We start from the raw sequence: 25,173 nt of genomic DNA on the forward strand, positions 1-25,173 counted from the left end.
AGTAGGCACGGTGGAGCGGGTAAATCGGCAAGGATGCCGATTTAGCCGCGCCGGGCCATGGATGGCCCGTCGCGGCGGCCCGCGGAGCCTTGCCGGAGTGCGGGCATGCCGAGCCTAGGCGAGGCACCGAGTGGTGGGGCAAAGCGTTTTTTGGTTACTTTTTTAGGCGTTTGTAAAAAAGTGACCCGCTGTAAGAGCGGAACCATAAGTAGCCGTTACCGAAGAAACGGATATGTACTCAATCAATCAATCAATCAAACCACTCCCCCCGCTCAAGAAACGTATTCCGAATCATCTCCACCACCCACCCCACCTCCAGCGGATGCCGCACATCAGCACTCACCCCCATCCAGACCTGCCGCTGCATCCCCTCCAGAAATACCCCATCCAACGCCGTCAACCCACGATCAAAACAACTCATGTACCGCGGCAACAACCCAATACACGCACTGCACCGAATCATCTCCAGCATCAGCGGATACGCTTCCACCCGCACCACCCCCGCCAGCCGCTGCTCCACCAGGCTATTCCACGGCCGCAGCGCCTCCACCTGCCGGTCCGGCTGCCACTGCACCAACATATAATCCGCAAGGTCTTCAATGCTGTCCGGCCGCACCGCCAACCGCGAATACCGCTTGGCAATATGCGGCGAATAATCCAACCGCGCCAACACCTCTGGCGCCCCAATGGCAAAACTCGGCCCCGCCCCCGGCGAATCCATCCCCGACAACCACACCACCACATCCGCATCCAGCGCCTGCAACCCCAACTCGCTGTCGATGGAAATGATCTCCAGCCGCACACTCGCATTGCGCCGCAACAGGGCAATCAGGTCCCGCCCCAGAATGTCATGCAGGATCGACTCGGCAACCGCCAGCCGAATCAACGGTTGCTCCAGCACCGGCAAGCGTCGCTCATGCGCCAGGGCAATCAACTGCGCCTGCAACTGCTGCCCTTCACGACTCAGGGCCAGGACATTGCCCTGATAGCTGAACAGCGAACGCCGCAGTTGCTCTTCCAGCTGCGCCAGGCGCTTGCGCAACTGTGTGGCCTTGATATTGAGGCTGCGAGCCGCCTGCATGAAACACCCACAGCGGGCGCTGATCAGGAAATACTGCGCCACCTCGGGCTCGATGGCGGCCGCCAGGGCCAGCCAGGCCTCGCGGGATTCGGTCGACGCACGATAAGGCGCGACGCCGTGGGGTACAGCCGGTTCAACAAACACCATGGGAGACTCCCTGTCTTGTGGGTACTGTGCATCCAATGCGGTGATACGGTTTTACTCCAGTACCTTGTTCAGCTCGGCGCCGTCGATACTCAAGGTCGCGGTATTGAGCATGCCTTCCAGGTAGGCCTTGGCAATCTGCTCCTGGCGTTGCGCACGCAAGGCCTCGGTCAAGCGGCCCCGCAGTTCATCCAGCGTGGCGGTGCGCGCCGGTTGTTGCCCAGTGAGTTTGAGCACGTGAAAACCCGCCGCACTCTGCACCGGCTCCGACACCCCGCCCGTCTTGAGCCGCGCCACCACACCGCGCATTTCAGGCACCAGTTGCTGCAACGGCTGCATCCCGGAATCGCCACCGCGCCGGGCGCTGTCGGGGTCCTGGGAATACTGGCTGGCCAGGGCGGCAAACTCGCCTGGCGAGGCCTGCGCCTTGCGGCTCAACTCCTGGGCCTGGCGGCGCACATTGTCGACGGTTTGCGGGTCGCTCACGGCCAGGAAAATCTGGCTGACCTGGTACAACGGCGGCGTCACCCATTGTGCCTTGCCGCTGTCATAGGCTTGCTGCAATTCGGCGGCGCTGGGGTAATCCGTCGGCACCTGGCTGACGGACAACATGTAGTCGCGAAACACGATCTGCTCGGTGGCGGCGCGGGTCTGTTGCTCCACCTCCGGGCGCTGCCGCCAGCCCTGGGCATCGGCCTGTTCAAGCACGGCCTTTTGCGCCAGGCGCGAACGCAGCCAGGTTTCCAGGGAGCCACGGTTGCCACGCAACTGCTCGCGGGTTTCCGTCGGCAAGGCGGCCAACACCGACTTGAGTTCGGCGAGGTCGATCTGCTGGTTGCCCAGGCGCGCCACCGCCGGCCCGTCCTTCACGGCCACCGGCGCCGGCTGCTGGGCTGCGACCGGGTCACTGCCCGGCCGCAGGCTCAACCCCACCGCGACCGCCAGCACCACCAGGGCGCTAGCGCCGACCACCAGGGCTGGTTTCTTCACAGTGCAGGCGCCTCTTCGCGCGCGTCGACAGCAGGCGCGGACCCGGCCTGGAGCTGGGCGGCTTGCTGGCTGTATTCACGCAGGTAGACGATGAATTCCTGCAGCAGGCGGTCCCACAATTCCAGCTGATTGCGCAAGTACGGCGCACCCACGCCGGCGGCCACCACGTCCATCTCCATCAGCAGGAACTCACCCTGCAACGACAACCGCGCAAAACGTCGGGAAGCGTTCCAGACCTGGGCCAGCCCCTCGGGCAATTCGCCCTGCACCCGCAGCGCGCAGCTGTAGGTGAAGTCCACGTAGCGGCCCTGCTCTGCCGCCGGGTTGCCGAAACGCACGGCGAAGCCAATGCCCTGGCTTGCGCTGAGCAATTGCACGATGCCGTTCTGCTCGGTCTGGTTGACCCGGTAGCCGGCTTCCTGCAGCAGCTCGGTCAAGGCTTGCGGGGTCACGCTGGTGATCAGTTGTACGTCGCTCATAGGGGTATCTTCCTTGTCGATCAATGATTAGTGACGGTCTGTGGAGCATCGAACCGATTAAGGTAAAGGCCGTCACCAAAACCCTGGGCGAGTTCCTCGAACTTGACCCGGGCGCTGCTGGCGAACGGTTGGCGGATGCTCATCACGTCGGCCACGTCGATTTTTTCGTAGGCCGTCAGCAACTGCTGGGCCACGTCGTACATCTGTTGATTCTTGACTGAACATTGCTGCACTTGTGTGTCACGTTCCGTGAGTTGCGCCTGCAAACGTGCGCGCTCGGTTTCTTTGCCCCGGGCGATTACCAGCAAGTCTTCATAGGCTTTCTTGAACTTGCCCACCTGCTCATTGCTCGCGGCCACCTGGGCCTGGGCCTGGCTGTGCAGGCTCTGTTGCTGGCCCACCAGTTGCTCGGCCACGCCACGGGTCTTTTCCAGTTCGGCGGTCAGTTGCTTGACCTGCGCCTGGGCCTGCTTGGCCTGGGTTTCGGCGGCGATGCGTGCGGCACTGGCCTGGGCCTGCTCGCTTTGCAGCGCCTGCAACTGCTGGGTGGTGCTGCGCAGCTGAGTGCGCAGGCGCTCCTCCATACCCTCAGCCGAAGCGCCGGTGGTAACGAGCAGTAGAAGCAGGCCGCAAATTCGCGTGTTCATGAGCTTTCTCCGGCGCATCAGAAGCGCGTGTTGAGTTCCAGTTGCATGACATCCACTTCAAACGGCGCGCCATACACTTCGGAGGCGCTGAGCCAACGGGCACTGGCGTAGATGTTCTTGTCGAGGCCGTAGTTGGCGCCGATGAAATAGCCCTTGGCGTTGGTGCCGCCGAGGTGGAACGAGGAGTCGTTGAAGCCGTCCGGCAAGGCATCCGGCTGGATGTATTTGTAGCCGGCCAGCACGTTCCAGTCGCCCTTCTTGCGCATCTCCAGCGCACTGCCGAGGGTGAACTGCACCAGCAGCGCATTGCCGCCACTTTCAAACTGGCCGTCGCGGTTGAGGTTGTTGACGATCTGGCCTTCGCTGCGCTTGAGCATCTCGCCCTTGTCGTAGGCCAGGTTGTGGATGAAGTTGGTCTGGCTGCGCAGCTTGAGGTCTTCCGGCAGCTCGCTGTCCCACGCCAGGTTGAGGTCCAGCACATTGAACTTGGACGCCAGGCCGACGAATTGCGGTTGCGGGGTCAGGCCAGGCGTTGCCGGGTTGGGGGTGATGTCTCGCAGCAGGAACACGCTGTTGCCCTTCTGCATGAAGGCCAGGCGCGTGCCATCGGTATCGCACGCCGGCTGGCCGGCCCACGGCGAGCAAGGGCTGGAGCGTTCGCCCTGGATATCGCCGAAGTGGTAGTAGGCCATCGAGCCCTTCAGGCTGTTGCTGCGGTTGATCTTCCAGTCGGCGCCGATCTGCCCGCCGAACAGCCATTTGTTTTCGCTCTCGTCCTTGTCGAAGCCGTTGGTGGTGGCGGTGTCGGGGCTGTATTCCACCGGGAACGCGCCGAGGGTGCCGAACAGGCCCCAGTCGCTGTTGAGCTTGTGGTTGAAGATCGCCGCCACACCGTCGAAGTTGAGGTCGCCGGAATACATCATGTCGGTGGAATAGAACGGGTTGGCAAAACGTCCGGCGGTCAGGGTCATGTAGTCAGTGGTCTTCCAGGTGAGGTAGCCCTGGTCGAGCCAGATGTCTTTCTTGCCGAAGCCGCCGCCCAGGGTCTGGGTGGTGGACACCGGGTTGTTGTCGTTGCCGGTGCCGAGGCGGATGCCGGCGGTCCATTCCGGCGAGATCACGGCTTTCATGCCCAGGCGGGCGCGCAGGCGGAACAGGTTCTCGCGGTCTTCGCGGGTGTTGAGCAGCGGCGGCAATTTGGTGTTGGTGTTCTTGTTCACGTCGTAGGGGCCGCTGTCGTTGAGCTTGGCGTAATCGACGATTTCATTGCTGTTGTTGCCCGAGAAATAGCGCGACTCATCCCGCAGGCGAATATCGCCGTCGAAGCTGATGCGCGAGACCCACTCCGGGAAGGTGTTGGGCTGGGCCCAGTTTTCCTGCTTGGCGGTGGCCATGACCTCGGCCTTGACCTGGTCGCGAATCTGGTCGCGCACCGCGGCCGGCACGTACTGCACCCGCACATCGCCGGGGGCCGCCGCTGGGCCTGCCGCTACCGCCGTGGCGGTGCTGGCCTGGCGTGCCTGCCGGGCTTCCTTTTCAGCCTGGGCGATCAGCCCGTCGGCCTGTTCCTGCTTGAGCACACCTTGCTGCACCAGCAGGCGGATCAGGTTGATCGTGGCGTTTTCCGAAGGCGCGGCGGCGGCCGTCGCCTGGCCGACCAGGGTCGCGATGACCATGCCGACCGCCAGGGTCAATCGATTCACGTGGGAAATCATCAGCACACAACTCCTGTAGAAAACTGCAGAAAAGGGTTCGATCAATCCGGGCGCCGGCCCTTGAGGGACAGGCGTACCGGCAGGGTCATTGAGGCGGGTGTGCGTTCCTTCAGCCGCGGTGTGGCACGCAACGCGGCCAGCACCTGGGCGTCGGTGTCGGCGTCGCCGCTGGACTTGGCCAGCTCCACGCGCGTCACCTCGCCGTCTGCGCTCAGCCACAGGTCGGCCTGCACCGTGTAGGCCTTCTTGCGCAGCTCCGGGTCTTCCCGCAGCAGGCGTTGGAACACCCCGGCCAGGTACTGCTTGAACGTCCCGGTGCCGAGCCCGCCACCACCGGAACCGGCCATGCCGCCGCCCTTGCCGGCACCGATGTTGAAACCGTCGGTACCAGACTGCGCGTCGCCGTCGATCTGCATCGGGTTGGCCAGGTCGTCTGCTGGCGAAGGCGGTGCCTCTTCCTCGGGCTTGACCTCGTCGGGGGTCGGCGTGGGTTCCGGCTCGGGGATTTTTTCCTGCACCTCGGGCTCCGGTTCCTTGGGTTTTTCCGGTGGCGGTGGTGGCGGTGGCGGCAGCGGAATAATCGTGGGCACCTTGGGCGCTTCACGGCGCACGCCACTCATGTCATTGGCCCACTGCCAGAGAAACCAGGCAGCCACGGCGCCCAGCAGCAGGCCAATGCCCCACTTCAGCGGGCGCAATGGCGGCTTGTTCTTGAGGGGCGTCGGCGCGATCGGCATCTGTGCGGTCATGACTCAGCCCTGGCTCGGTTTGCCGGTGACCAGCCCGACCTGGGACAGCTCCAGGCGACGCAGCAGGTCGAGTACTTCGATGACCTTCTGGTACTGCACCATGGCGTCGCCGCGCACGATCACCGGGAAGTCCGGGTTCAGCGCTTTCTCGATGCGCAGGCGCTCTTCCAGCTCAGGCAAGGTCACCGGATAAGCGTCGAGAAACACCTGGCCGCCATCGTTCACCGAGATGGCCTTGGTCTTGGCCTCGGACAGCGATACCGAAGCACTGGCCTTGGGCAGGTGGATCTGGATCCCCGAGACCTGGGCGGTGGCGGTGAGGATAAACATCACCAACACCACCATCAGCACGTCCACCAGGGGCGTGATGTTGATGCTGTCGACGGGTGCGTCATCGTCATCGTCGTGGGAGGCATTCACGGAAGCCATGCTGATTCTCCTCAGGCCGGGACGTGGGCGTGGTGGTCGCGACGGTGCGCCGCTTCACTGTGCTGGCTCTCGCCGTGCATCTCCGCCAGGCGGGTGATGAACTCGTCGACGAACACGCGCATGTCGGCGCTGACTTCCTTGTTGCGGGTAATCAGGCGGTTGTAGCCAAACAGCGCGGGGATCGCGACAAACAGGCCCATGGCCGTGGCCAGCAAGGCCGCCGCCATACCCGGGGCGATGGCGTTGATGTTCACGTCGCCGGCCATCGCCGTGCCGAGGAACACCACCATGATCCCCAGCACGGTGCCGAGCAGGCCGATATACGGGCCACCGGCAATCGCGTTGGAGAGGGTCGACAGCTTGGCGCCGAGCTGCTGGTTTTCCCGGGTACGCACGCCGTCCATGGAGCAGCGGATGGCTTCGATGGTGGCTGCCGAGACCGACGAGGTGTCGGCGCCCTGGGCGCGGCGAGTGCGGATTTCCTTGACCGCGACCCGGTACAGGCGCCACAGCGAGGAATGGGTCAGGCGCTCAGCCAGTAACGCGTCGTCGTAGTACATCTCCAGGCGCGTACCGATCTGTGCGAATTGCTCGCGGAAGATATCGTTGGCAGCACTCACGCGACTGACCTGGCGGTTCTTGCGGAGCATGATGAACCACGACTGGAACATCATCCCCACCAGCACCAGGATGATCACCCAGGCATCCACCGGCACCGCCTTGAGCAGGAACCCCAGGCTGCCGAAGCCGAAGCCCGACTGTTCTTCATCCACGCCATAGGCCACCAGTTTCGACTCGGCGCCCTGGGCCGTGGCATCGGCCAGCAACAGGGCTGCCGGGCGCGCGACCTTGGACAAGCGCAGTTCGTCCATGGCCCCGGTAAACGGCAAGTGCCCGTTGGCGGCTTCCGGCAAATCGGCACCGATGGCCAGTGGCGAATTGAACGCCGGCATCGCCACTGCGAGGGTCGCGGTCTCACGGCCATTGACGTACAGCGAGACCTTGTCGCCCTCGGCGGTGAACGCCAGGTGCTGCCATTGGCCGGGGTTCAGCGGCTGGGTCGAGACGCCGCGCTGGCCGTCGATTTCAATAAACGGCATGCCCTGGTTCAAGCCCAGCAACAGGCTGTGGGCGCCCTCGCGACGTGCCACCACCACTTGCTCGCCGCTGGCCTGGTCGACCCGCAACCAGGCGCTGAAAGTGAAGGCGCCGCCCGCTGCGTGTTGCAGCGACGGGCTGGCTGGCAGCAGCAACGGTTGGCCATTGAACTGCAAGGCCCGGCCGATCACGCCGTCGATGCTCGCACCGGTGGCGTTTACGGCAGTGTTGCCGTAGGCCGTGGTGTCCCGGGGCGGCGTGCCGTTGGCGCCGTCGAAGTGGTAGAGCGCGGTGTAGTTCGGGTCGAAGGTCAACTGGCCGTTGGCGGTGGCCGGCGCCTTCTGGTTGCCGTAGTACATCCACAGGTCCTGGCGCTGGCCGCCTTCGACCTTGGGCACATCGACCCAGATCAGCGCCATGCCCATCAGCGGGTCGAAGCTTTCGATCTGGTGGTTGAACACGGTCTTGTCGTCGGCGCTGACAAAGCGCAGGTCGGCGCCGTCGTCCTTGACCCCGTCAAAGGTGAAGTTGCCGGTGTGCAGGCGCACCAGCAACGCAGTGCGGCCCAGGGCCTGGCTGATGGCTGCGCCCTGGGAGGTGGTGTCCACCGTGATCTGTTTACGGTAGTGCCAATCGTCCTGCCACCAGGCATGGGCGGTGGCCGGGAGCGCGAAGCCCAGGCAGATCAACAGGCTCAGAAATAGGCGTTGCATGTCAGGAGTCTCCGAAAAAAGGGGTCAGAAAGTCGCCTGCACACTGAAGTGCAGTCGCGAGTCCTGTTTCTGGGTATTTGGGCCTTCAAGCAGCGGGTAGCCCCAATCCAGGCTGCCGGACAACCACTTGCTCAAACTGGCGCGGGTGCCGAGGCCGACACTGGCCAGGCTGTATTCGTCTTCCTGCTCGGGCAGCGGGTCATGCAGGCGCAGGCGTGCGCCTTCGGCAAACGCGTAGAAGCGCCACTCCTGCACGTAGCTGCCGAGAAACTTGGCCAGGGACGGCGTGCGCAGCTCCTGGGACAACAGGTAGCCTTCGTCACCGGTGCGTTCGGCGGCGAGATACCCGCGTACCGACGTAGCGCCGCCAGCGGAATATTGCTCGTTGGACACCAGCGGCCCCGAGGCCAGCTGGAAGCCGGCCTTGGACGCCGACTGCCAGTCGTTGCCGAAGGTGTAGGTGTAATTCAGGTCACCCTTGAGCACCGCAAAACTCGGGCTGGCCTTGTCACGCTTGTACTGGAACTCCTCGGCGTCGCTGCCGTAGCCGAAGAACGCGCGGGTACCCACCACCAGGCTCAAGCCCAGCCCCAATTGCGACTGCTCGGTGTAGCGGTAGCCGTTGTAGCCGAAGGTCAGCGGTGCGTACTTCAGCGGGATATCGTCCGTGCTGCCGCCAAACTTCATCTGCTCCTTGAAGTCCTTGAAGTCGACCCCGGCGGAGAACGAATTGGCCCAATTGCCACTGGCCGGCAGGCTGTAGATCGCCGACACGCCGTAGGAATGGCCCTTGCCCAACACGTTGCTGCCACCGATGGTGGCGATGTTGCTGTCGGACTGATAACCGGAGAACTGCAGGCTCCAGCGATCAGTCAGCGGCGCGGTGTAGGAGCCCGACCAGACCTTGGCGTTGTCGCTGTCCTGGGGCGCGGTGAAGTAGGTCAGGGAAATGCTGTGGCCCAGTTGCCAGAGGTTGTCGTAACCCAGGGTCGCGACGCTGCGCAGCTCCTTGGTGTCGGCGCTGTAGTCGTTGTTCAGGCCGAGGCTGGCGTGCCAGGGGTTCTGGTCTTCCACCTGCAGGTCGACGTCCATGGTGCCGGGGCGTTGGCCTTCGCGGACCAGCGGCGTGACCTGCCGCCCGGCGCTGCGATTGAGGCCGGCGAGTTGGGTTTGCACGCTGGTGAAATCCGGAACCGCGCCCTCCTTCAAGCCGGGTACTTCCTCGCGGATTTCCACCGGCGAATAGTGCTTGGCGCCGACCACGCGGACGCGCCCGACCTTGGTTTCGCTGACCTGCAGGTAGACGATTCCGTCATCGACCTTCTGCTCCGGCAGTTCGACGAACACCGACTGATAGCCGCGTGCCTGATAGATCTTCTGCAAGGCATCCCGGGCGCCTTCGATGTCGGCGAGGGTCTTTTGCGGGCCAAGAAACGGGTACACCGCCTCTTCGATCGCACGAGCGTCGAGCACGGTGTTGCCGCGCACGAAGTACTCGTTGACGTCCACCAGCCGTGCCGGAGGCTCGGGCTGGGTGCCCTGCTCTTCGGCCTGTAGCGGTTGCGCCAGTGCACCCAGCGTCAGCCAGCACAGCGCCAGCGTTGATTTGAACAGATGCTCCACACCGCCCCCTGGTTTACTCAAGATGATTGCCGTCGCCGTTTGCCCGGCGTTTGGCCCGTTCAATTGCTGGATATCGAGGTGTTGCCGTGCCGTGCGAGCCAGGTGTGCAGCAGGGCGAAGTTCAGGGAGAACTCCGGCATGTGCAGCAAGGCGCCACAGAACACTTCACCAATGATTTTCTGGATCAACTGCACCGCCTGCGGGTTGTTCAGGAACGTGGCGATGTCGCGTTGCAGGAGGTTGATGCCCCAGACTTTCTGGTTCAGGTCGAGGCCGACGAACCAGCGGAACAGCAGGTTGTAGTTGAGTTGTTCGTGCAGTTGCTGTTCGTTGGGGACTGAGTACAGGAGTTGCAGCAGCAGGATCTGCAAGACGGTCTGGGGGGCGATCTGGGTGCCGGGTTGGGCCTGGAGCAGGTCGCGGTGGAGGTCGAGGATGTCGTCGATCTGCGGGCGCAGCAAGACCAGTGAATGGCCTGCGGGGATGTAGCTGGAGACTTCCTTGAGCGCGCCTTGCCAGTCGTCCTGGGAGACGATCCATACCCACGGTGCGCCATAGCGGTAGACCGAGACCGGTTTTTTGCGTGCGGCTTCGACGATCTTTGACAGGCGCTGGTCGAGCTCCTGCATGCCGACTTTCGAGTAACGTTCCATAGTTCCCATTCGCCCCACTCCTGGCATCCTGCTTGCGGCTCTGACGTCGCCTTTTTTGGCGGTGTTGAGCGCGTTACATAGCCAAGACTGGGGTCGCTGGGGACTACCGAACTTTTGTCATAAAAGCTTCTTTTTTGGGGCGGGGTGAGGTGGGCATATCCGTTGCTGCGGTCAGGGCTGGTATTGGTTCCGCTCTTACAGCGGCTCACTTTTGGAGTGTTGTGAAGCAAAATCAAAAGTTAAAGCGGGCACGGTTCAAATGTGGGAGCTGGCTTGCCTGCGATGGCATCGCCTCGGTGTATCTGAAAAACCGAGTTGTCTGCATCGCAGGCAAGCCAGCTCCCACAGAAAAGCAGAACCACGGAGTGCGGGCATGCCGAGCCTAGGCGAGGCACCGAGTGGTGGAGCAAAGACCTTTTGGTTACTTTTGGCTGGGCCGGCATTCCGGGCGTTTGCCAAAAGTGACCCGCTGTAAGAGCGGAACCATAAGCGGCCGTTACCGAAGAAACGGATATGTACTCAAACCAAAGACCCCGGCAACGGCAGTTCATAAGACTTCTTAACCGTCCGCACTACCAAAGTAGACGAATAAGTACGAATCGGAATATCCCGATAAATCTCTAAAAACCGATAGATATAATCAGTGTACTCAGTGGCATCCCGAAACTTCGCCACCATCACAAAATCAAACTCCCCGGTCAGCAGATAACAGTCCTGAATCTCCGGATGACTCGCCAGGATATGCTGCATCTTGCGGTCGATATCATTGCTGTCCCTATCAAGCTTGATCAGGAAGAACGCCGTAACCTGAATCCCAAGCTTGCGCTCATCCAGCACCGCCACCTTGGCCTTGATGATCCCGACACTCTCCAACCGCCTGATACGCCGGTAACAACTGGTTGAAGACAGCCCGACACTGTCACTCAACAACTCCAGACTCTGACTGCAATCCCTTTGCAATTTCCCCAGAATCTTCAAATCCATGGCATCTGTCATTTTTTCCATATCTTCCTTGAAAAAACTGCAATGAATCCACCGTAAACACCCACCAATTTGCACAAATCCTGCGCGGTGGCGCACTAACATCAATCCAGCTTAGCAGCCCAGCCAAATCAGGCACCGGGGCCGCATGAGAGGGATCTTATGATAGTCGCGAAACCGACATGGGCCACCGATATCCACGGCCTATTCAGCGCCCCCTACTGGATCCCCCAAGAGCAACGCGCCGCCGTCGCCGCCTCCTGGGTGGGCTGCATGAACGCCTACTTCGTATTCCTCGAAGACCCCGCCTCCGTCAAGACCTGGTCCGAAACCATCTACCAGCACCTGGCCTCCCGCAGCATGCCGCTGACCCTCGACCAGCAGCAGTTCTGGCCCATCGACGCGCTGGAAACCTTCAGGCTGTGGGTCAACCAGGGCTGGCGCCTCACTCCCGCCTCACCGTTCGACGAGGCAGAACGCATCCCCCCACCCGACCTGCCTCACCCGGTCAAACGCGTGCGCCAGGACATTCGCGCACTGACACAGGAACAACTGAACCTGTACCGCTCACGCCTCGATGACGTAATGCAGGTGGCCAACGCCGACAGCGGCTCCCCGTGGCAGCGTTACGCCTATATCCACACCAACTGGTGCCTGCATTACCAGGAAGCGTTTGCCCTGTGGCACCGGGCCTATCTGCTGTACCTGGAAGCGCTGATCGACTGCCCCATCCCCTACTGGGACTGGATGGCCGAAGACGCCAGTGTCGACGGCAGCCCCCAGGCCGGCTTGCCCCAGGCGTTTCTCGATGAAACCTACGTGCACCCGCACACCGGCGAGGTTCGCCCTAATCCGTTGCGCTACGCCGCTGCCAAGGACGGCTGTTCGAAGGTCTGTGAAAAGGCCAGCATCCCGGGTGTGGACTGCCGCTTCGTGCAACGCAATCCGCTGTTCTACACCCGGGGCGAAACGCAGCGCGTCGAACGCACCCAGTTGTACGGCATGAGCCGGATTTTCCAGCAACAGGTGGTCGATGCCCTGAAGTTCAACACCTTCAGCCAGCCCCAGGGCGTGCCAGGTTATCCCTGGGCGAACATCCCGGTGTTTGATCCCCCCCAGGAAGATGACCTGTACCCCAACCGTGCGCTGAATTTCGACGGGCTCTACGAGCAGCCCCACGACAACTATCACGGCTGGATCGGCGGCGACATGGCCGACAACGCCTACACCGCGTTCGACCCGGTGTTCAGCTCCTACCACGCCAATATCGACCGGATGCTGGAGGTCTGGATCCGCGCCCACCCGGCAGCGCAGTACACCACCCAGTGCCTGCTCCAGCCGTTTGCCGGCAGCGAGGCCGACGATGTCACCTTCACCAGTGCCGACGCCTGGCGCTACACCACCCTGGGGGACATGGCCCAGGACAGTCGGCATATCGGCTATGACTACGGTGTGCCCGTCGCACCGCCCTTTGGCACCCGCCGCCCGGCCGCAAAAGCCTGCTGCCAGCAAAGTTCGACGCCGATGCAAGCGCAGGAACAAACCGCAAGACTGGGCCCGTGGGTGGTGTTCGACCATGTGCGCTGCACCCACGACACCTACCTGATCGACGTATTCCTCAACCAGCCCGACGCCACGCCGCAGCAGGTGAGCGCCGACAATCCGCACTATGTCGGGCGCTTCAGTCGCATCGGCATGGGCCTGGTGGATGACAAGGGCCGCTGCATCACCCATGGCGTGTCACGCGCGCTGAATGCCGCGCGCACTGCTGCCGCATTGAACCTTCGCCCCACTGACACCACGCAGTTATCCGTGGTGGTGACCCATCTCGATAGTGCCCGGGTGTTGACGCCGCAAGAGTACGCGCCGCTGCCTGGCTTTATCGCCCAACTGGTGTGGGACGACCCGCGCCAAACCGTCGCCGGCCCTGCTCCCAGTGCCGGTTGCTGCTCCGTTTCCACCACAACAACACCTGGAGAATCGACATGAGCACACCCTTCAAACAATTCACCTCTCCCGCCGGGCAAGCTCCCAAGGACTACAACAAGCTGGGCCTGGAAAACCAGTTGCCGCAGTTTGAAACCGACTGGAACAACGACCTCACCGGCTGGACGCAGTCCGCGATCATCGGCAACCCGTGGTCGGGCCTCAATGACGCGCCGCGCTCGGGCTATTACAACCCACTGGTGGAAGGCTACGGCCCCACAACGCCGCCGGCGATTACCTGGGCGCCCTTCCCCAATCGGCTGTGGACGTTTTTCTACAACAACGGCACGGCGGTGATTCCACAGTTGGGCGGCAAGGCCATGTCCATGCAACAGGTGATGGAGCTGACCGACAACGGCCAGATTACGATCAACAACACCCTGTACATGCTCTACGACCCGAACAAGCAAGGCACCCTGCTGCAACTGCCCGTCACTCGCTGCCCGAGCATCGACTGGCAAGGCAAGTACAAGGATTTCTCGCCCTCTGGCCCCCGTGGCTGGCTTGACGAATATTGCGAGTGGTCCATCGTGCGTGATGCCGACGGCAACATGCGCAAGATCACCTTCACTTGCGAAAACCCGGCGTATTTCCTGGCCATGTGGCGCATCGATCCGACTGCTGTACTGGGGCTGTATCGCGACTACATCGACCCACAGGTGCAACTCGAAGACCTGTACCTGCGCTACACCGCCGACTGCCCGACCGGTAAGGCCGGCGACCCGGTCATCGACCCCACCACCGGTCAACCGGCCTACGACACCGTCAACAAATGGAACGCCGGCACCGCCTGTGTGCCTGGCCAGTACGGCGGTGCGATGCACCTGACCTCCGGCCCCAACACCCTGAGCGCCGAGGTGTACCTGGCTGCCGCGGCGACCATCCTGCGGCCATTGAGCAGCAGCCAGAATTCCCAGGCATTGATCTGCTGCGCGCAATACGGGCAGAACTACCGCAACTCCGATCCGCATATCGGTTTCTCGGCCAACAGCGTGGCAGTGAACAACCGGCTGTCGCTGACCAACCCCATCGGCCTGTACCTGCAACAACCCACCGACTTCTCGGCGTGGAAAGGCCCCCAGGGCCAGGACGTCAGCCAGTACTGGAAAATCACCCGTGGCACCGCCAAGTCCGCCGCCAACGGCTCCGACCAGATTCTGCAAGCGGTGTTTGAAGTGCCGGTCAGCGCCGGGTTCTCGATCAACGACATCACCATCAGCGGCCAGCCGATCGACTACGTGTGGGTGATTGCCCCGCAGTTGCTGGTGGGCCTGAGTGTGACAACCACGCCCATCAGCCCGACGCCGGATTCCTGCCCGTGCGTGACGGACCGGGTCAACGGCGTGCAACCCTGGCCGGTACAGCTGCTGCCGCTGGACCTGTTCTACGGGCAGTCACCCACCGACCTGCCGGCCTGGCTGGCACCCGGCACCAGCGGGCAGTTTGCCCTGGTGGTGCAAGGCGCCGACCTCAAGACCACCGCCGAGACGGCGCGGGTGCAATTCTCCAATCCTGGGGTGACGGCGCAGGTCACAAAGTTCCTGCCGGATGCCTCGGCCATCCCCGGGCAAACCAACTCCGGTGGCACCCAGGGCTACCTGCTGACCATCACCGTAAGCCCCACTGCCGCACCGGGGCTGATGACAGTGCGCGCCCTCAACCCGGGCGAAGCCGATAACCCCAGCGCGGCGGAACACCCATGGGAATCCGGATTGGCGCTGGTGCCTGGCGCCTGACTGATACAGCCCATCAGCCGCACCCACCCAGGGTGCGGCTTTACCTGCTTGCAAGGAGCGCGATGATGTCCAGGTTACGCTTGAGTGTTTTATCGCTGCTGACCAGTGTGGTGCTGAGCCTGTTCGCCATGCAGGCCGCCTACGCATCCCCCACTTCCGACGCCGACGCTTGCGTGCAGCAACAGTTGGTGTTCAACCCGAAAAGCGGCGGCTTCCTGCCGATCAACAACTTCAACGCCACCGGCCAGAGCTTCATGAATTGCTTTGGCTGGCAGTTGTTCATTGCCCTGAACTGGCCGGTGAATCTCGGTTGGCCAGCCACACCTGCCCTCGCGGGTGAGCCGGACATGAACAGTACCCTGGCGCAATTCGGTGTACCGACTGCCTCCGGGCAGCCGATGAGCGTGGCGCCGGTATGGGCCAGCTACAAGGACGCCAACGATATCTTCCTGCCCGGCGCGCCCGCGCCCACCGGCTGGGGCGTGCAAACCCTGGTGCCGTCCAATTGCAGCACCCAGGGCAGCCTCAGGGCGATGTCGGTGGGAGCGCGCAAGTTCATGACCGCCACCTCCGAAAGCGCGATCAACGCGCGGCATGGGTTTCACCTGTCCAGCGGCACCCTGGCCTCGATTCCGGACCCGATCATGGAAGCCTCCGGCGGCTGGCTGACAGACCAGTCGCAGAACCTGGTGTTTTTTGAACGCAAGGTGGGCAAGGCCGAGTTCGACTACATCGTCAGCAAAGGGCTGTACGACGCGGCCAACCAGCTGAAAGTCGCGCAGAACCTCGACAACCAGAACCCCGGCGGGCTGTCCTTGCCCATCGGTGAACCCATGCGCTCGCTGCCGCCCAACCCGGTGCCGCAGGAGCAACTGGGAGCTCTGGAGGTCAAGGCAGCATGGCGAATTCTCACCGGCAAACCCGAGCTCTACGGACGTTACCTGACCACCGTCGCCTGGCTCAAAAACCCGGCCACCTTGCAGTGCACCCAGCAGGTGGTGGGCCTGGTGGGCCTGCATATCATCAACAAGACCCAGGCCTCGCCCAACTTCATCTGGACCACCTTCGAGCAAGTGGACAACGTGCCGGAACCCAACCAGGTGCCGCCACAACAAACGCCGCCCGACAGCTTTGCCTTCAACAACCCGAACTGCGGCACCGGCCCCGAATGCACGCCGAACGTTGCGCGTATCCAGTGCAAGCAGCAGCATCCGGACCGCGACTGCACCGAGCCGTTTCCACGGGACCAACCCGTGCAGACCACCCGGGAACATCCGCTGCCCACTGAACTGCAGGCGCTTAACGGCGCGGTGCAGGCCAATTTTGCCCAGCAGAGCCAGGGCAAGTCGGTGTTCCAGTACTACAAACTGATCAACGTACTCTGGACCCTCACCCCCAACCCGCCCACCCAGCCGGAACCGGGTGTCAGTGCGCAAGTGCCGCTGTCCTACGGGCCATTTATCAGCCAGGGCAACGTACCGGTGGCCAACACCACCCTGGAGACCTACGTCCAGGGCGATAACTGCAATGCCTGTCACCAGTACGCGACCATCGCCGGCAGCTCGACCCTGGCCTCGGACTTTTCGTTCCTGTTCAACAGTGCCGATTCGGCCAGCAAGAAAAGCCTGGTCAAGCGCGTAAAAGCCTTCCAGACCCTCAAGGACGGTTCACCCTGAACTCGACTGTTCAGACCGCTGCTCAAGGTTTCTCGGTGCTGTAAGGCCTTGAGCATTTGGTCCTTGCGCTAGCTCCTGCTGGTTAAAAGAGGCGCCCCTTATCAAGTAACGCCCGAAATGTCCGACAGCCCCCCGCATCTGCCCGGTAAGACCGCTCTCGAGGGATATCGTGTGGCCACCCGCCGGCCACTCATGACTTTTGGTAAAGAGTCCTTTTCGGATTCAGCGGTTTTTCCGAAGGAACGAGAGGCCGATACTCGACTCCATTGTTCACATCACTTCAGGAGTCACTCATGTCCATTCCCGCATTCGGCCTCGGCACGTTCCGCCTGCAAGGCCAGGTCGTCATCGACTCCGTCAGCACCGGCCTGGAGCTGGGCTATCGCGTCATCGACACCGCACAAATCTACGAAAACGAAGCCGACGTCGGCCAGGCCATCGCCGACAGCGGCATCCCACGGGACGAGCTGTTCATCACCAGCAAGATCTGGATCGCCAACTTCGCCGAAGGCCAGCTGATTCCCAGCCTCAAGGAAAGCCTGCGCAAACTCCAGACCGACTACCTGGACCTGACCCTGATCCACTGGCCATCGCCGGAAGACCAGGTACCGGTCGCCGAGTTCATGGGCCAGTTGCTGGAAGCCAAGCGCCAGGGCCTGACCCGCCAGATCGGTATTTCCAACTTCACCGTCGACCTGATGAAGCAGGCAATTGCCGCCGTCGGTGCCGAGCACATCGCGACCAACCAGGTGGAACTGCACCCGTACCTGCAAAACCGCACCGTGGCGGAGTTTGCCAAGGCCCATGGCATCCAGATCACTTCCTACATGACCCTGGCCTACGGCGAAGTGCTGAAGGACCCGGTGATCCAGCAGATCGCCGAACGTCATCAGGCAACCCCGGCGCAAGTGACCCTGGCGTGGGCCATGCAACTGGGCTACGCGGTGATCCCGTCGTCGACCAAGCGCGCCAACCTGGCCAGCAACCTCAAGGCTCTGGACCTGACCCTGAGTGACGCTGACATGGCGCAGATCGCCGCCCTGGAGCGTGGCCATCGGCTGACCAGCCCCAAAGGCATCGCGCCGAACTGGGACTAAGCCGCAGGGCTGCCGGACAACTCCCGCAGCCACGGCAACACCCGCAACCCGTCGGTGGCTGACGGCGGGTCGATGATGTCCATGAAGTGTTCAAGGTTGATGCTGTCCGGCGTACCCGGCAGGCGCACCAGCAGGGTTGGTGCGGCGGCCGGCGTGCCCAGTTCGCGGCTATCGTAGACCAGCACATGGCGAATCTGCGGGTGCTGTTCCTGGAAGGCCAGCACCCCGCCGTCGCTGTCTGCCAGCCCGGCGTTGATGATCAGCACATCGAACGGCCTGGCCGGAATCGCCGTGAGGATCCGCACTTCTTCGAAGGTCTGCACCGGAACGATGCGGTAGTAGCCCAGTTGGTTGAGCATTTTTTCGATGTACAGTCGTTGCAGATGCTGTTCATCGGCGATCAGGAGGGTCAGTGCTTTGTTTGGCATGGCGAACACCTGAGCAAGAAGCGCTCGTGAAGGACTGGACGCACTATTTTCCAGACATATTCCGAAGACTAAATAAGGCTTGTTCCACCTTCACGTAGGAGTTGTCCCAAACAGCTCAATACCCCTCCGCACCGGTCAAGTCTGATTGCAATACCCCGACAGCGCGTGGTGCAGGTGCGCGAGCGCTTCATCCATGCCATCGACGGCACTGGCCAATTCGTCGCGGGCCTGACGTTCACAAACGCTTTCCAATACCTCGCAGCAAACCATCAGTGCATGGGCCTTGACCATCTTTGCCCCGCCCTTGGTGCGATGGGCCAGGTCATGCAGGCCGGCAAAGTCTGCCTTGCGTTGCAGGTTCACCAGCTGCCCATGGTCTGCCTCAAGGCTGTCGAGCAAGGGCGCCAGCAGCTCCTTCACCGCGTCGATATCCCCGCCGGTCAGTTTCTCAAGGTGACTCAAGTCAAAGTCTGCCGCCAGTTCATCCGTGGTGCCGGGCGCCACCGAAGGTGTGGCCGTGCGCCGCGCCAGGGCCGCATGCAAATCCTCAAGCCCGGTGGGTTTGAACAGGCAGCCATCCATGCCCGCCTGCCGGCAGCGCTCGGCTTCCTCGGGCTGGGCGTTGGCGGTAAACCCCAGCAACAGGCACGGCGCCAGGCCACGCTCGCCCTCAAGGGTGCGGATATCCCGCGCCAACTCATAACCGTCCTTGAACGGCATATTGCAGTCGGTAATCACCCCGTCAAAATGCCCGGACAGCCACAACTCAAGCCCCTCGACGCCATCTTCGGCGGTGGTGATCCGGTGCCCCAGGAAGCTCAATTGCCGGGCCAGCAGCAGCCGGTTGGCCGGGTAGTCATCCACCACCAGAATGTTCAGCGCGTGGGCCGGCGGAGTTTCCACGGCAACCGGTACGGGCGGCATCAGCGTGGTGTCGGCGACTGCCAGCTCCAGGGTGACATCCACCCGAGTGCCCTGCCCCAGCAGGCTGCTCAATTGCAATTGTCCCCCCATCATCTCGCACAGGTTGCGGCTGATGACCAGGCCCAGGCCCGAACCGCTGCGCGCCGATTGCGCAGTGTTGCTGCCCTGGATAAACGGGTTGAACAGGCGCTTCTGGTCTTCGACACTGATGCCGATGCCGGTGTCTTCCACCCACAGCCTGAGGTTCAAGTAGCCGCTGGCAATCGCCGACGAGCCGGACGCGCCAAGCCGCACCCGGCCGTGAGGGGTGAACTTGATCGCGTTGCTCAAAAGGTTCGACACCACTTGCTTGAAGCGCATCGGGTCCACCAGCACGTACCGATCAATCAGCGGGTCGAGCTCCACCTGCAGTACCAGGCCCCTGGCCCGCGCCAGCCCCTCGAAAACCCGCGCCACCGACGCCAGCAACTCGTGCAGGTTCGAAGGCTCGAGGGTCAGGGACAGGTGGCCCGATTCTATACGCGCGATATCGAGGATATCGCCGATCAATTCCAGCATGCCCCGTGACGCATCAGCGGCCACCTCCAGCGCATCGCGGTCGGCCCGGTTTTGTTCGGCGGCTTTCAGGGCCAGTTCGATCATGCCGATCACGGCGTTCATGGGCGTGCGGATTTCATGGCTCATGGTCGCGAGAAACGTGGTCTTGGCGCGGTTGGCCGCGTCGGCATCCTCCTTGGCCTCCTGCAACTGGCCGAGCAGTTGCTGCCTTTCGCTGACATCCACCCAGCCGGCGATCATGCCCACCACCTGCTCATTACCGTCGCGGTACGGCAGCATCCAGTGGTAGATGGTCAGGACCGCACCGCCCGGCACCTTGAGCACGCGGTCCTGGATCTGTGGCTCGCCCCGCGCCATCAAGCGCAGGTAATCCTGATGAAAAGACTCGGCCTGGGGGCGATTGCCGGTGTCGGTCTCGACCACGGTTTTACCGGTCACGTCCTCCAGCTTGAAACCGAACACATCAAGGTAAGCGCTATTGCACGCCATCAGCCGGCCCAGGCGATCACGCACATAAATCGGATGGGGCGTGCCGTCGATCAGCACGCCCATAAAGCGCATCTGATCACTCAGCGCCCGTTCGGCCTCGACGCGCTTGCGTATCAGCTGACGCAGATAAATCGCCCAGCCGAGGGTGATCAGCAACAGCAGCGCCGCCAGGCTGAAACCTTGAATAATCGCATTGCGGTGCCGCGCCCAGTAGCTGTCTTCAACCAATACCTCGCTACGCCAGTGGCCAGCCAATTCGTCCATTTCCTGGGGCGTAATACTCAGCAGCGCCTTGTCGAGGATCGAATACAACTCCAGTTGGCTGCGGTTGACGCCAAAGGCTATGCGGGCCGGCTCGGACCCGACCGTGCTGGTGATCCGCAACCGGTCACGGTACTCGCGGGCAATCATGTAGCGGGCGCTGATCAAGGTATTGACGGCGGCATCGGCACCGCCATCGGCCACCAGCTCCATGCCGTGCTCGGGGTTCTCGACGTCCACGAACTTGATGCTCGGATAGTCCTGGGCGATGCCCTCCTGCAGGCTATTGCTGCCAATCAGCGCCAGGCGCTTGCCGGCCATGTCTTCCAGGGTAAGGGGGCTGCCGTCATCAATGCGACTGACCAACACAAACGGATTGGTCAGGTAAGGCCGGGTAATGCGTACCTTGTCCGTGCGCTCGACGCTGGGGGTGACCACCGCGATCATGTCTGCACCACCGGTGTTGACCCTGTCGATTTGCCGGAGCATCGAGGTGCCGGGAATGAAGTCAAACTTCAATCCCGTGCGCAAGCTGATGCGGGCCAGCACCTCGGCGCTCAACCCTTCGAACGCGCCCTGCTTGTCGATAAATGAAACCGGCAGGAACTTGTCGAGTACCGCGACCTTGATCCTCGGGTTCTTGTCCAGCCAACGCTGTTCACTGGCACTCAAGCGCAACCGGTCCGGCCCCAGGAACCCAAGGTTGCCGGCACTCCAGCGCCGCAGGATTTCCATCTGCTCGCTGACCGGGATCACCGCCAGTGCCGCGTTGATGATCGGCAGCAAGCGCGCGTTGTCCCGGGAAAATGCAAACGCGAAGGGATTGACCTCAAGTGACGAGAAGTCGGCCATGCGGACGTTGTTCAGGTGGTTCCTGTTGATCAGGTAGTTGGTGCTGATTGCATCGCCGAGGTAAACATCTGCATGGCCGAACGCAACCGCGCCGATGGCCTCGAAGGTTGAAGGGAACAGCTGGATCCGGGCATTGGGGTAAAACGCCTGCACCGCGTCAGGCTGCATGTAGTGATAAAACATCGCCACACGTTTATCGGCCAGGTCGCTGCTCAGGCCCTGGCTGTCACCCGTGCGGGTGACCAGGGTCGGTTGATCCATGGCATAGGAGCGCGAGAGTACCAACTGCGGGTCTGCCGCCTCGTAGCCGTTGGCAGATCCCACAAAATCCACCTCGCCACGCTTGAGCGCGGTGATGACTTCATCGCGATTGTCGTAGCGGCGCACTTCTATCGTGATGTTCAGCGCATCGGCGATCAGCGACGCGTAATCCGCCGTAATCCCCTCGAGTTCATCGCTGGTGCTCAACTCGAATGGTGCGTAGTCGGGCCCAGAGATCCCCATCAACAACCGGCGCCGTTCGCGCAGCCAGCTCCACTGCGTTTCATGCAGCCGTACGGCGGGCGTTTCAATGACTGAATGCCCCAACAGATACAGGGTGCGCGGCTCGCCAAGCGCCAGGCCTTGTGTGCAGAGCGCGCCCAGCAGCACACTTGCGCTGAGCCACAAGACCCGAAAGTTGATCATTTCAGATCAGATGATTGCGCTGGGCGAACTTGGACAAATGCACCACCGACGACATCCGCAGCTTCTCCTTCAGTCGGGTTTTATAAGTGCTGATGGTCTTGTGGCTGAGCAACATGTCCTCGGCAATTTCCTTGTTACCCAACCCCAGCGCCAGCTTCTGCAGTACGGTCAGCTCGCGGTCGGAAAGCTCTGCCACCAGGTCCTGCTCGGTGGATTGCAAATCGTCGCGGCGCACCGAGCTGGTGGGCAGGCTCGGAAAGCAGCTGTAGTTGGACATCACGGCCTTGATCGCTTTTTGCAGCTCATCCAGCTCGCCGGTCTTGGCGACAAACCCCATCGCGCCGGCACGCATGCAGCGGGTGGAAAAAAACACCGCCAGGTAGGACGTCAGCACCAGGATCTTGCACGGCAGGCCCAGCGCCTTGATCCGGCTGATCACCTCCAGGCCACCCAGCTTCGGCATCGCCAGGTCGAGGATGATCAGCTCGGGGCGCTCCTCCCGGGCAATCTGCATGGCATCGGCGCCGTTGCCGGCCTCGAAGATCGTGTCGAAGCCTTCCTGCTTCAGCAAGTAGCGGACGGTTGCGCGGATAAATGGATGGTCATCCACGATTAAAGCTTTGCTCATAAGGCTCCCCTGGGAGGATTCAGTACCGTTACACATCACACGGGACCTATCTACCTGTGAGAAATGACAGTTCCGACGAACGGAACTGAACAGTCCTACAAGCAGCAGTCGGGTCCCTCCATTTGAACAGCGCATAACCCTAGGTAGGCGGCACCTGCGTGCCTGGCTAGTCGCAAGCGCGCAACCTTACCAATGGAACGGCGTAACAACTGAAGGGATAGTCCCAGCTGAATGTAGGAATTTTCCTCACCATAAGCATAGTAAAGAGCCGGTCCCGGGGGCGCCAAGGCGGCCTAGTCGGTGGTACTCGGACTCCAGAACGCTTGCACCACAAGGGCTGAAGTGGAAATACGGGCCACCAGCGCATCCAGTTCGTCACCGTCTACCGAGGTCACGGCCAGCGTCGCCTCGATTTCCACCTCTTCAGGACCAAAGGGACGTACGTCCACATCACTGGCCGGGTAGTTGCAGCGAGCAAGTTCGGCTTCGAGCAAGGCCAATACCGCCTTCTGCTGGGTACGCCGGGCCACCACATACAGAATGTTGGTCACCTCGGCCGACACCACGTCCAGTGGCTGGCGGTTGATGTTATTGACGATCGGGCGCAGCAGCGTGTTGGCCGCCAGCACAAACAGTGTACCGAGCAGCGCTTCGAGGATCAGGTCGGCACCGGCACAGGCACCCACCGCCGCCGACGCCCAGAGCGTGGCCGCAGTATTCAGGCCGCGCACGTTGCCTTCTTCACGCATGATCACACCGGCACCGAGAAAACCGATGCCTGAGACCACATAGGCCACGACCCGCACCGCCCCTTCGGCGCCTCCCAGGCGGTTGGCCATGTCGACGAAAATCGCCGCTCCCACCGCCACCAGCACGTTGGTGCGCAGCCCCGCCGTGCGCTGGCGGTACTGACGCTCAAACCCGATCAGGCCACCGAGAATGAAGGCCGCGGTGAGGCTGACCAGCGTGTCGATCAGCGAGTTGAGGTTGATGTTGTTGATTGCTTGCATAGGCGTCTTCCCTATTCATTACCAGCCAAACTTACGCAAGGAAACCTTCGGCCAGGTACGACCATCCTGGGCCGTGATTGAGTCACGGGCACGACAGGACAGGCCCGCCCGTCGCAAACGACAGGCGCGTCCGCAGTACCGCGATGCAAGGCATCACGTACTGTTAGCGTCGATGAGAGGGAATTCGGAATCGGGCCAGGACTGGCCGCCATCGAAATGCCGCTTCTCGCTTCTGGGCGAGACAACGGCATCGGAAAAATGCGCGTTATCTTGCCAAGTATGTGCCGGTTATCGAGACCGGCCGACGACTGTCACTCGAACAAGTACCCACTGAGGGTCTCCGCTATTGATGAAAACGCGCGAAGCTTACGCTCCGAATTAATGAGAGTAAACCGTAGGAAAATTTACCCGATGGGTTTGGGCAGGTTCTTCAGGGAGGGTTCAGGTACGCACCACTGCGCAGCTCTCCCCCCCCGTAGCAGCTGTCGAGCCCAAGCGAGGCTGCGTCGGCCACACTGCGATCATCAAGCCAGACACTCCACCGAGTCGCCGAACGCAGCCTCTCCCAGGCTCGACAGCTGCTACGCAGAAGACGGTCGATCACGCTCCACCAGCGCCAAATACTCATTGATCGCCCCACCCGCCAACGCCTTCACCTGAATGGAAACCCGATTCACCTGCCGCCCCATCTCGATGCCATCCCGAGTCCGCACCTGAACATACCCAAGCCGGGGCCAGAACCGCTCAGCCTTGACGTTCCCCACCACCAGCGTCAGCCGCAACCAGCGTGCGCCCAGGCTCACTACCCAATCCTGGAAATCGGCATGCAACTGCCGCGCAAACCCGGTGCCATGCAACGGCGTGGCCACCAACAGCAACCCGATATGCCAAACCCCGACCGCCAACAGATCCGACGCCACATTCACCACCGCAACCAACTGCCCTTCGGCATTGCGGTAGCCAATCCAATACATCCGCGTGTAGCTCCAGGTACCAGGCAGTTGAAGAGTCAACTCATCTCGCGCCTCCGTGGGTGAGGCTGGCTCACCGTTGACCGCGAGAAAATATTCCGGGGCTGCTTCGAAAAAGCGCTGCAACTCGGCTTCATCCTCAAGGGTCAGCTCAACCACCCGAATGCCCGCTATCGAACTGCGCGGCAACTCCCCTGCTTCAACAACATCCATGTTCACCGCCCCTCAATCATCCCGCGTCAGTACTTCCAGCAACTCAATCTCAAACCGCAAATTACTGTTGGGCGTGATATGCGCCCCCATCGAGCGCTCGCCGTAGGCCAGGTGCGCCGGCACAAACAACGTGCGAATGCCGCCAACTTTCATGCCCATCAGCCCCTGGTCCCAGCCCTTGATGACGCGACCGGTGCCGATCACGCACTGAAATGGCTTGCCGCGTTCCCATGAGGAGTCGAACACCGTGCCGTCTTCCAGAGTGCCGGTGTATTGCGTGGTGATCAGGGCGCCTTTGACCACGGTTTTGCCGTCGCCGAGGCGGATGTCGGTGATTTCCAGTTCGGTGCTCATT

At 62.1% G+C, this 25,173-nt stretch carries 21 protein-coding genes; 4 read left to right on the forward strand and 17 right to left on the reverse strand.

The window, feature by feature from the left end; translation table 11 throughout:
- Positions 1-250 precede the first annotated feature (250 nt).
- From JV201_RS17280 to JV201_RS17330, 11 genes are all read right to left on the reverse strand, one after another.
- On the reverse strand, positions 251-1,228 hold the full coding sequence (locus JV201_RS17280; protein ID WP_003211527.1) for a LysR family transcriptional regulator: 978 nt from the start codon (positions 1,226-1,228) through the stop codon (positions 251-253).
- 51 nt (positions 1,229-1,279) lie between these two features.
- On the reverse strand, positions 1,280-2,215 hold the full coding sequence (locus tag JV201_RS17285) for a peptidylprolyl isomerase (RefSeq protein WP_219405780.1): 936 nt from the start codon (positions 2,213-2,215) through the stop codon (positions 1,280-1,282).
- The gene (locus JV201_RS17290) at positions 2,212-2,694 is read right to left on the reverse strand and encodes a YbjN domain-containing protein (protein ID WP_219405781.1); all 483 of its coding nucleotides are present in this window, start codon (positions 2,692-2,694) and stop codon (positions 2,212-2,214) included. The genes JV201_RS17285 and JV201_RS17290 overlap by 4 nt, the downstream gene beginning before the upstream one ends.
- Positions 2,695-2,714: 20 nt before the next feature.
- Positions 2,715-3,341, reverse strand: a complete 627-nt coding sequence (locus JV201_RS17295; protein ID WP_219405782.1) for a DNA repair protein — start codon at positions 3,339-3,341, stop codon at positions 2,715-2,717.
- 17 nt (positions 3,342-3,358) lie between these two features.
- A complete protein-coding gene (locus JV201_RS17300) occupies positions 3,359-5,056 on the reverse strand; it encodes a putative porin (protein ID WP_219405783.1) in 1,698 nt (565 codons plus the stop codon).
- Between the two features lie 41 nt (positions 5,057-5,097).
- A complete protein-coding gene (locus tag JV201_RS17305; RefSeq protein WP_177021673.1) occupies positions 5,098-5,805 on the reverse strand; it encodes an energy transducer TonB in 708 nt (235 codons plus the stop codon).
- A 3-nt stretch (positions 5,806-5,808) separates the two neighbouring features.
- Positions 5,809-6,234, reverse strand: coding sequence for a biopolymer transporter ExbD (locus JV201_RS17310; RefSeq protein WP_003211540.1), 426 nt, complete (start codon positions 6,232-6,234; stop codon positions 5,809-5,811).
- 11 nt (positions 6,235-6,245) lie between these two features.
- Positions 6,246-8,045, reverse strand: a complete 1,800-nt coding sequence (locus JV201_RS17315) for a DUF2341 domain-containing protein (RefSeq protein ID WP_219405784.1) — start codon at positions 8,043-8,045, stop codon at positions 6,246-6,248.
- A 24-nt stretch (positions 8,046-8,069) separates the two neighbouring features.
- Positions 8,070-9,668, reverse strand: a complete 1,599-nt coding sequence (locus JV201_RS17320) for a ShlB/FhaC/HecB family hemolysin secretion/activation protein (protein WP_219407197.1) — start codon at positions 9,666-9,668, stop codon at positions 8,070-8,072.
- A gap of 59 nt (positions 9,669-9,727) precedes the next feature.
- On the reverse strand, positions 9,728-10,321 hold the full coding sequence (locus JV201_RS17325; protein WP_087694077.1) for a transposase: 594 nt from the start codon (positions 10,319-10,321) through the stop codon (positions 9,728-9,730).
- 519 nt (positions 10,322-10,840) lie between these two features.
- Positions 10,841-11,326, reverse strand: coding sequence for an Lrp/AsnC family transcriptional regulator (locus tag JV201_RS17330; protein WP_023658935.1), 486 nt, complete (start codon positions 11,324-11,326; stop codon positions 10,841-10,843).
- 138 nt (positions 11,327-11,464) lie between these two features.
- On the opposite strand from JV201_RS17330, the gene JV201_RS17335 reads away from it, so the two are divergent.
- The 4 genes from JV201_RS17335 to dkgB all read left to right on the forward strand — a co-directional run bounded on the left by JV201_RS17335 (position 11,465) and on the right by dkgB (position 17,797).
- Positions 11,465-13,291 carry a tyrosinase family protein gene (locus JV201_RS17335; RefSeq protein WP_219405786.1) on the forward strand — a complete coding sequence of 609 codons (1,827 nt, stop codon included), beginning with the start codon at positions 11,465-11,467 and terminating at the stop codon, positions 13,289-13,291.
- Positions 13,288-15,024, forward strand: coding sequence for a hypothetical protein (locus JV201_RS17340; RefSeq protein ID WP_219405788.1), 1,737 nt, complete (start codon positions 13,288-13,290; stop codon positions 15,022-15,024). The genes JV201_RS17335 and JV201_RS17340 overlap by 4 nt, the downstream gene beginning before the upstream one ends.
- Before the next feature lie 65 nt (positions 15,025-15,089).
- On the forward strand, positions 15,090-16,700 hold the full coding sequence (locus JV201_RS17345; protein ID WP_219405790.1) for a hypothetical protein: 1,611 nt from the start codon (positions 15,090-15,092) through the stop codon (positions 16,698-16,700).
- Between the two features lie 293 nt (positions 16,701-16,993).
- On the forward strand, positions 16,994-17,797 hold the full coding sequence (dkgB, locus tag JV201_RS17350; RefSeq protein ID WP_003211554.1) for a 2,5-didehydrogluconate reductase DkgB: 804 nt from the start codon (positions 16,994-16,996) through the stop codon (positions 17,795-17,797).
- Here the strand turns inward: dkgB and JV201_RS17355 are convergent.
- The 6 genes from JV201_RS17355 to JV201_RS17380 all read right to left on the reverse strand — a co-directional run bounded on the left by JV201_RS17355 (position 17,794) and on the right by JV201_RS17380 (position 25,172).
- Positions 17,794-18,225: a chemotaxis protein CheY gene (locus JV201_RS17355; protein ID WP_177019722.1), complete on the reverse strand. Its 432-nt coding sequence runs from the start codon at positions 18,223-18,225 to the stop codon at positions 17,794-17,796. The two genes, dkgB and JV201_RS17355, sit on opposite strands and share 4 nt — an antisense overlap.
- A gap of 135 nt (positions 18,226-18,360) precedes the next feature.
- A complete protein-coding gene (locus tag JV201_RS17360; RefSeq protein ID WP_219405791.1) occupies positions 18,361-21,996 on the reverse strand; it encodes a transporter substrate-binding domain-containing protein in 3,636 nt (1,211 codons plus the stop codon).
- A gap of 1 nt (position 21,997) precedes the next feature.
- Positions 21,998-22,624, reverse strand: a complete 627-nt coding sequence (locus JV201_RS17365) for a response regulator transcription factor (RefSeq protein ID WP_003211560.1) — start codon at positions 22,622-22,624, stop codon at positions 21,998-22,000.
- Positions 22,625-22,917: 293 nt separating this feature from the next.
- On the reverse strand, positions 22,918-23,634 hold the full coding sequence (locus JV201_RS17370) for an MgtC/SapB family protein (protein WP_003211562.1): 717 nt from the start codon (positions 23,632-23,634) through the stop codon (positions 22,918-22,920).
- A gap of 581 nt (positions 23,635-24,215) precedes the next feature.
- A complete protein-coding gene (locus tag JV201_RS17375; protein ID WP_178965242.1) occupies positions 24,216-24,818 on the reverse strand; it encodes an N-acetyltransferase in 603 nt (200 codons plus the stop codon).
- A gap of 12 nt (positions 24,819-24,830) precedes the next feature.
- Positions 24,831-25,172: an FKBP-type peptidyl-prolyl cis-trans isomerase gene (locus JV201_RS17380; protein ID WP_003211564.1), complete on the reverse strand. Its 342-nt coding sequence runs from the start codon at positions 25,170-25,172 to the stop codon at positions 24,831-24,833.
- Between the last annotated feature and the right edge of the window lies 1 nt (position 25,173).

The organism is Pseudomonas sp. Colony2 (assembly GCF_019382755.1).
GTDB lineage: Bacteria > Pseudomonadota > Gammaproteobacteria > Pseudomonadales > Pseudomonadaceae > Aquipseudomonas.

Coding starts and splice junctions, on each gene's coding strand:
- dkgB (WP_003211554.1), top strand. CDS start 16,994: ATGTCCATTCCCGCATTCGGCCTCGGCACGTTCCGCCTGCAAGGCCAG.
- JV201_RS17335 (WP_219405786.1), top strand. CDS start 11,465: ATGATAGTCGCGAAACCGACATGGGCCACCGATATCCACGGCCTATTC.
- JV201_RS17380 (WP_003211564.1), bottom strand. CDS start 25,172: ATGAGCACCGAACTGGAAATCACCGACATCCGCCTCGGCGACGGCAAA.
- JV201_RS17325 (WP_087694077.1), bottom strand. CDS start 10,321: ATGGAACGTTACTCGAAAGTCGGCATGCAGGAGCTCGACCAGCGCCTG.
- JV201_RS17375 (WP_178965242.1), bottom strand. CDS start 24,818: ATGGATGTTGTTGAAGCAGGGGAGTTGCCGCGCAGTTCGATAGCGGGC.
- JV201_RS17340 (WP_219405788.1), top strand. CDS start 13,288: ATGAGCACACCCTTCAAACAATTCACCTCTCCCGCCGGGCAAGCTCCC.
- JV201_RS17330 (WP_023658935.1), bottom strand. CDS start 11,326: ATGGAAAAAATGACAGATGCCATGGATTTGAAGATTCTGGGGAAATTG.
- JV201_RS17370 (WP_003211562.1), bottom strand. CDS start 23,634: ATGCAAGCAATCAACAACATCAACCTCAACTCGCTGATCGACACGCTG.
- JV201_RS17315 (WP_219405784.1), bottom strand. CDS start 8,045: ATGCAACGCCTATTTCTGAGCCTGTTGATCTGCCTGGGCTTCGCGCTC.
- JV201_RS17305 (WP_177021673.1), bottom strand. CDS start 5,805: ATGACCGCACAGATGCCGATCGCGCCGACGCCCCTCAAGAACAAGCCG.
- JV201_RS17290 (WP_219405781.1), bottom strand. CDS start 2,694: ATGAGCGACGTACAACTGATCACCAGCGTGACCCCGCAAGCCTTGACC.
- JV201_RS17295 (WP_219405782.1), bottom strand. CDS start 3,341: ATGAACACGCGAATTTGCGGCCTGCTTCTACTGCTCGTTACCACCGGC.
- JV201_RS17365 (WP_003211560.1), bottom strand. CDS start 22,624: ATGAGCAAAGCTTTAATCGTGGATGACCATCCATTTATCCGCGCAACC.
- JV201_RS17280 (WP_003211527.1), bottom strand. CDS start 1,228: ATGGTGTTTGTTGAACCGGCTGTACCCCACGGCGTCGCGCCTTATCGT.
- JV201_RS17345 (WP_219405790.1), top strand. CDS start 15,090: ATGTCCAGGTTACGCTTGAGTGTTTTATCGCTGCTGACCAGTGTGGTG.
- JV201_RS17300 (WP_219405783.1), bottom strand. CDS start 5,056: ATGATTTCCCACGTGAATCGATTGACCCTGGCGGTCGGCATGGTCATC.
- JV201_RS17360 (WP_219405791.1), bottom strand. CDS start 21,996: ATGATCAACTTTCGGGTCTTGTGGCTCAGCGCAAGTGTGCTGCTGGGC.
- JV201_RS17310 (WP_003211540.1), bottom strand. CDS start 6,234: ATGGCTTCCGTGAATGCCTCCCACGACGATGACGATGACGCACCCGTC.
- JV201_RS17355 (WP_177019722.1), bottom strand. CDS start 18,225: ATGCCAAACAAAGCACTGACCCTCCTGATCGCCGATGAACAGCATCTG.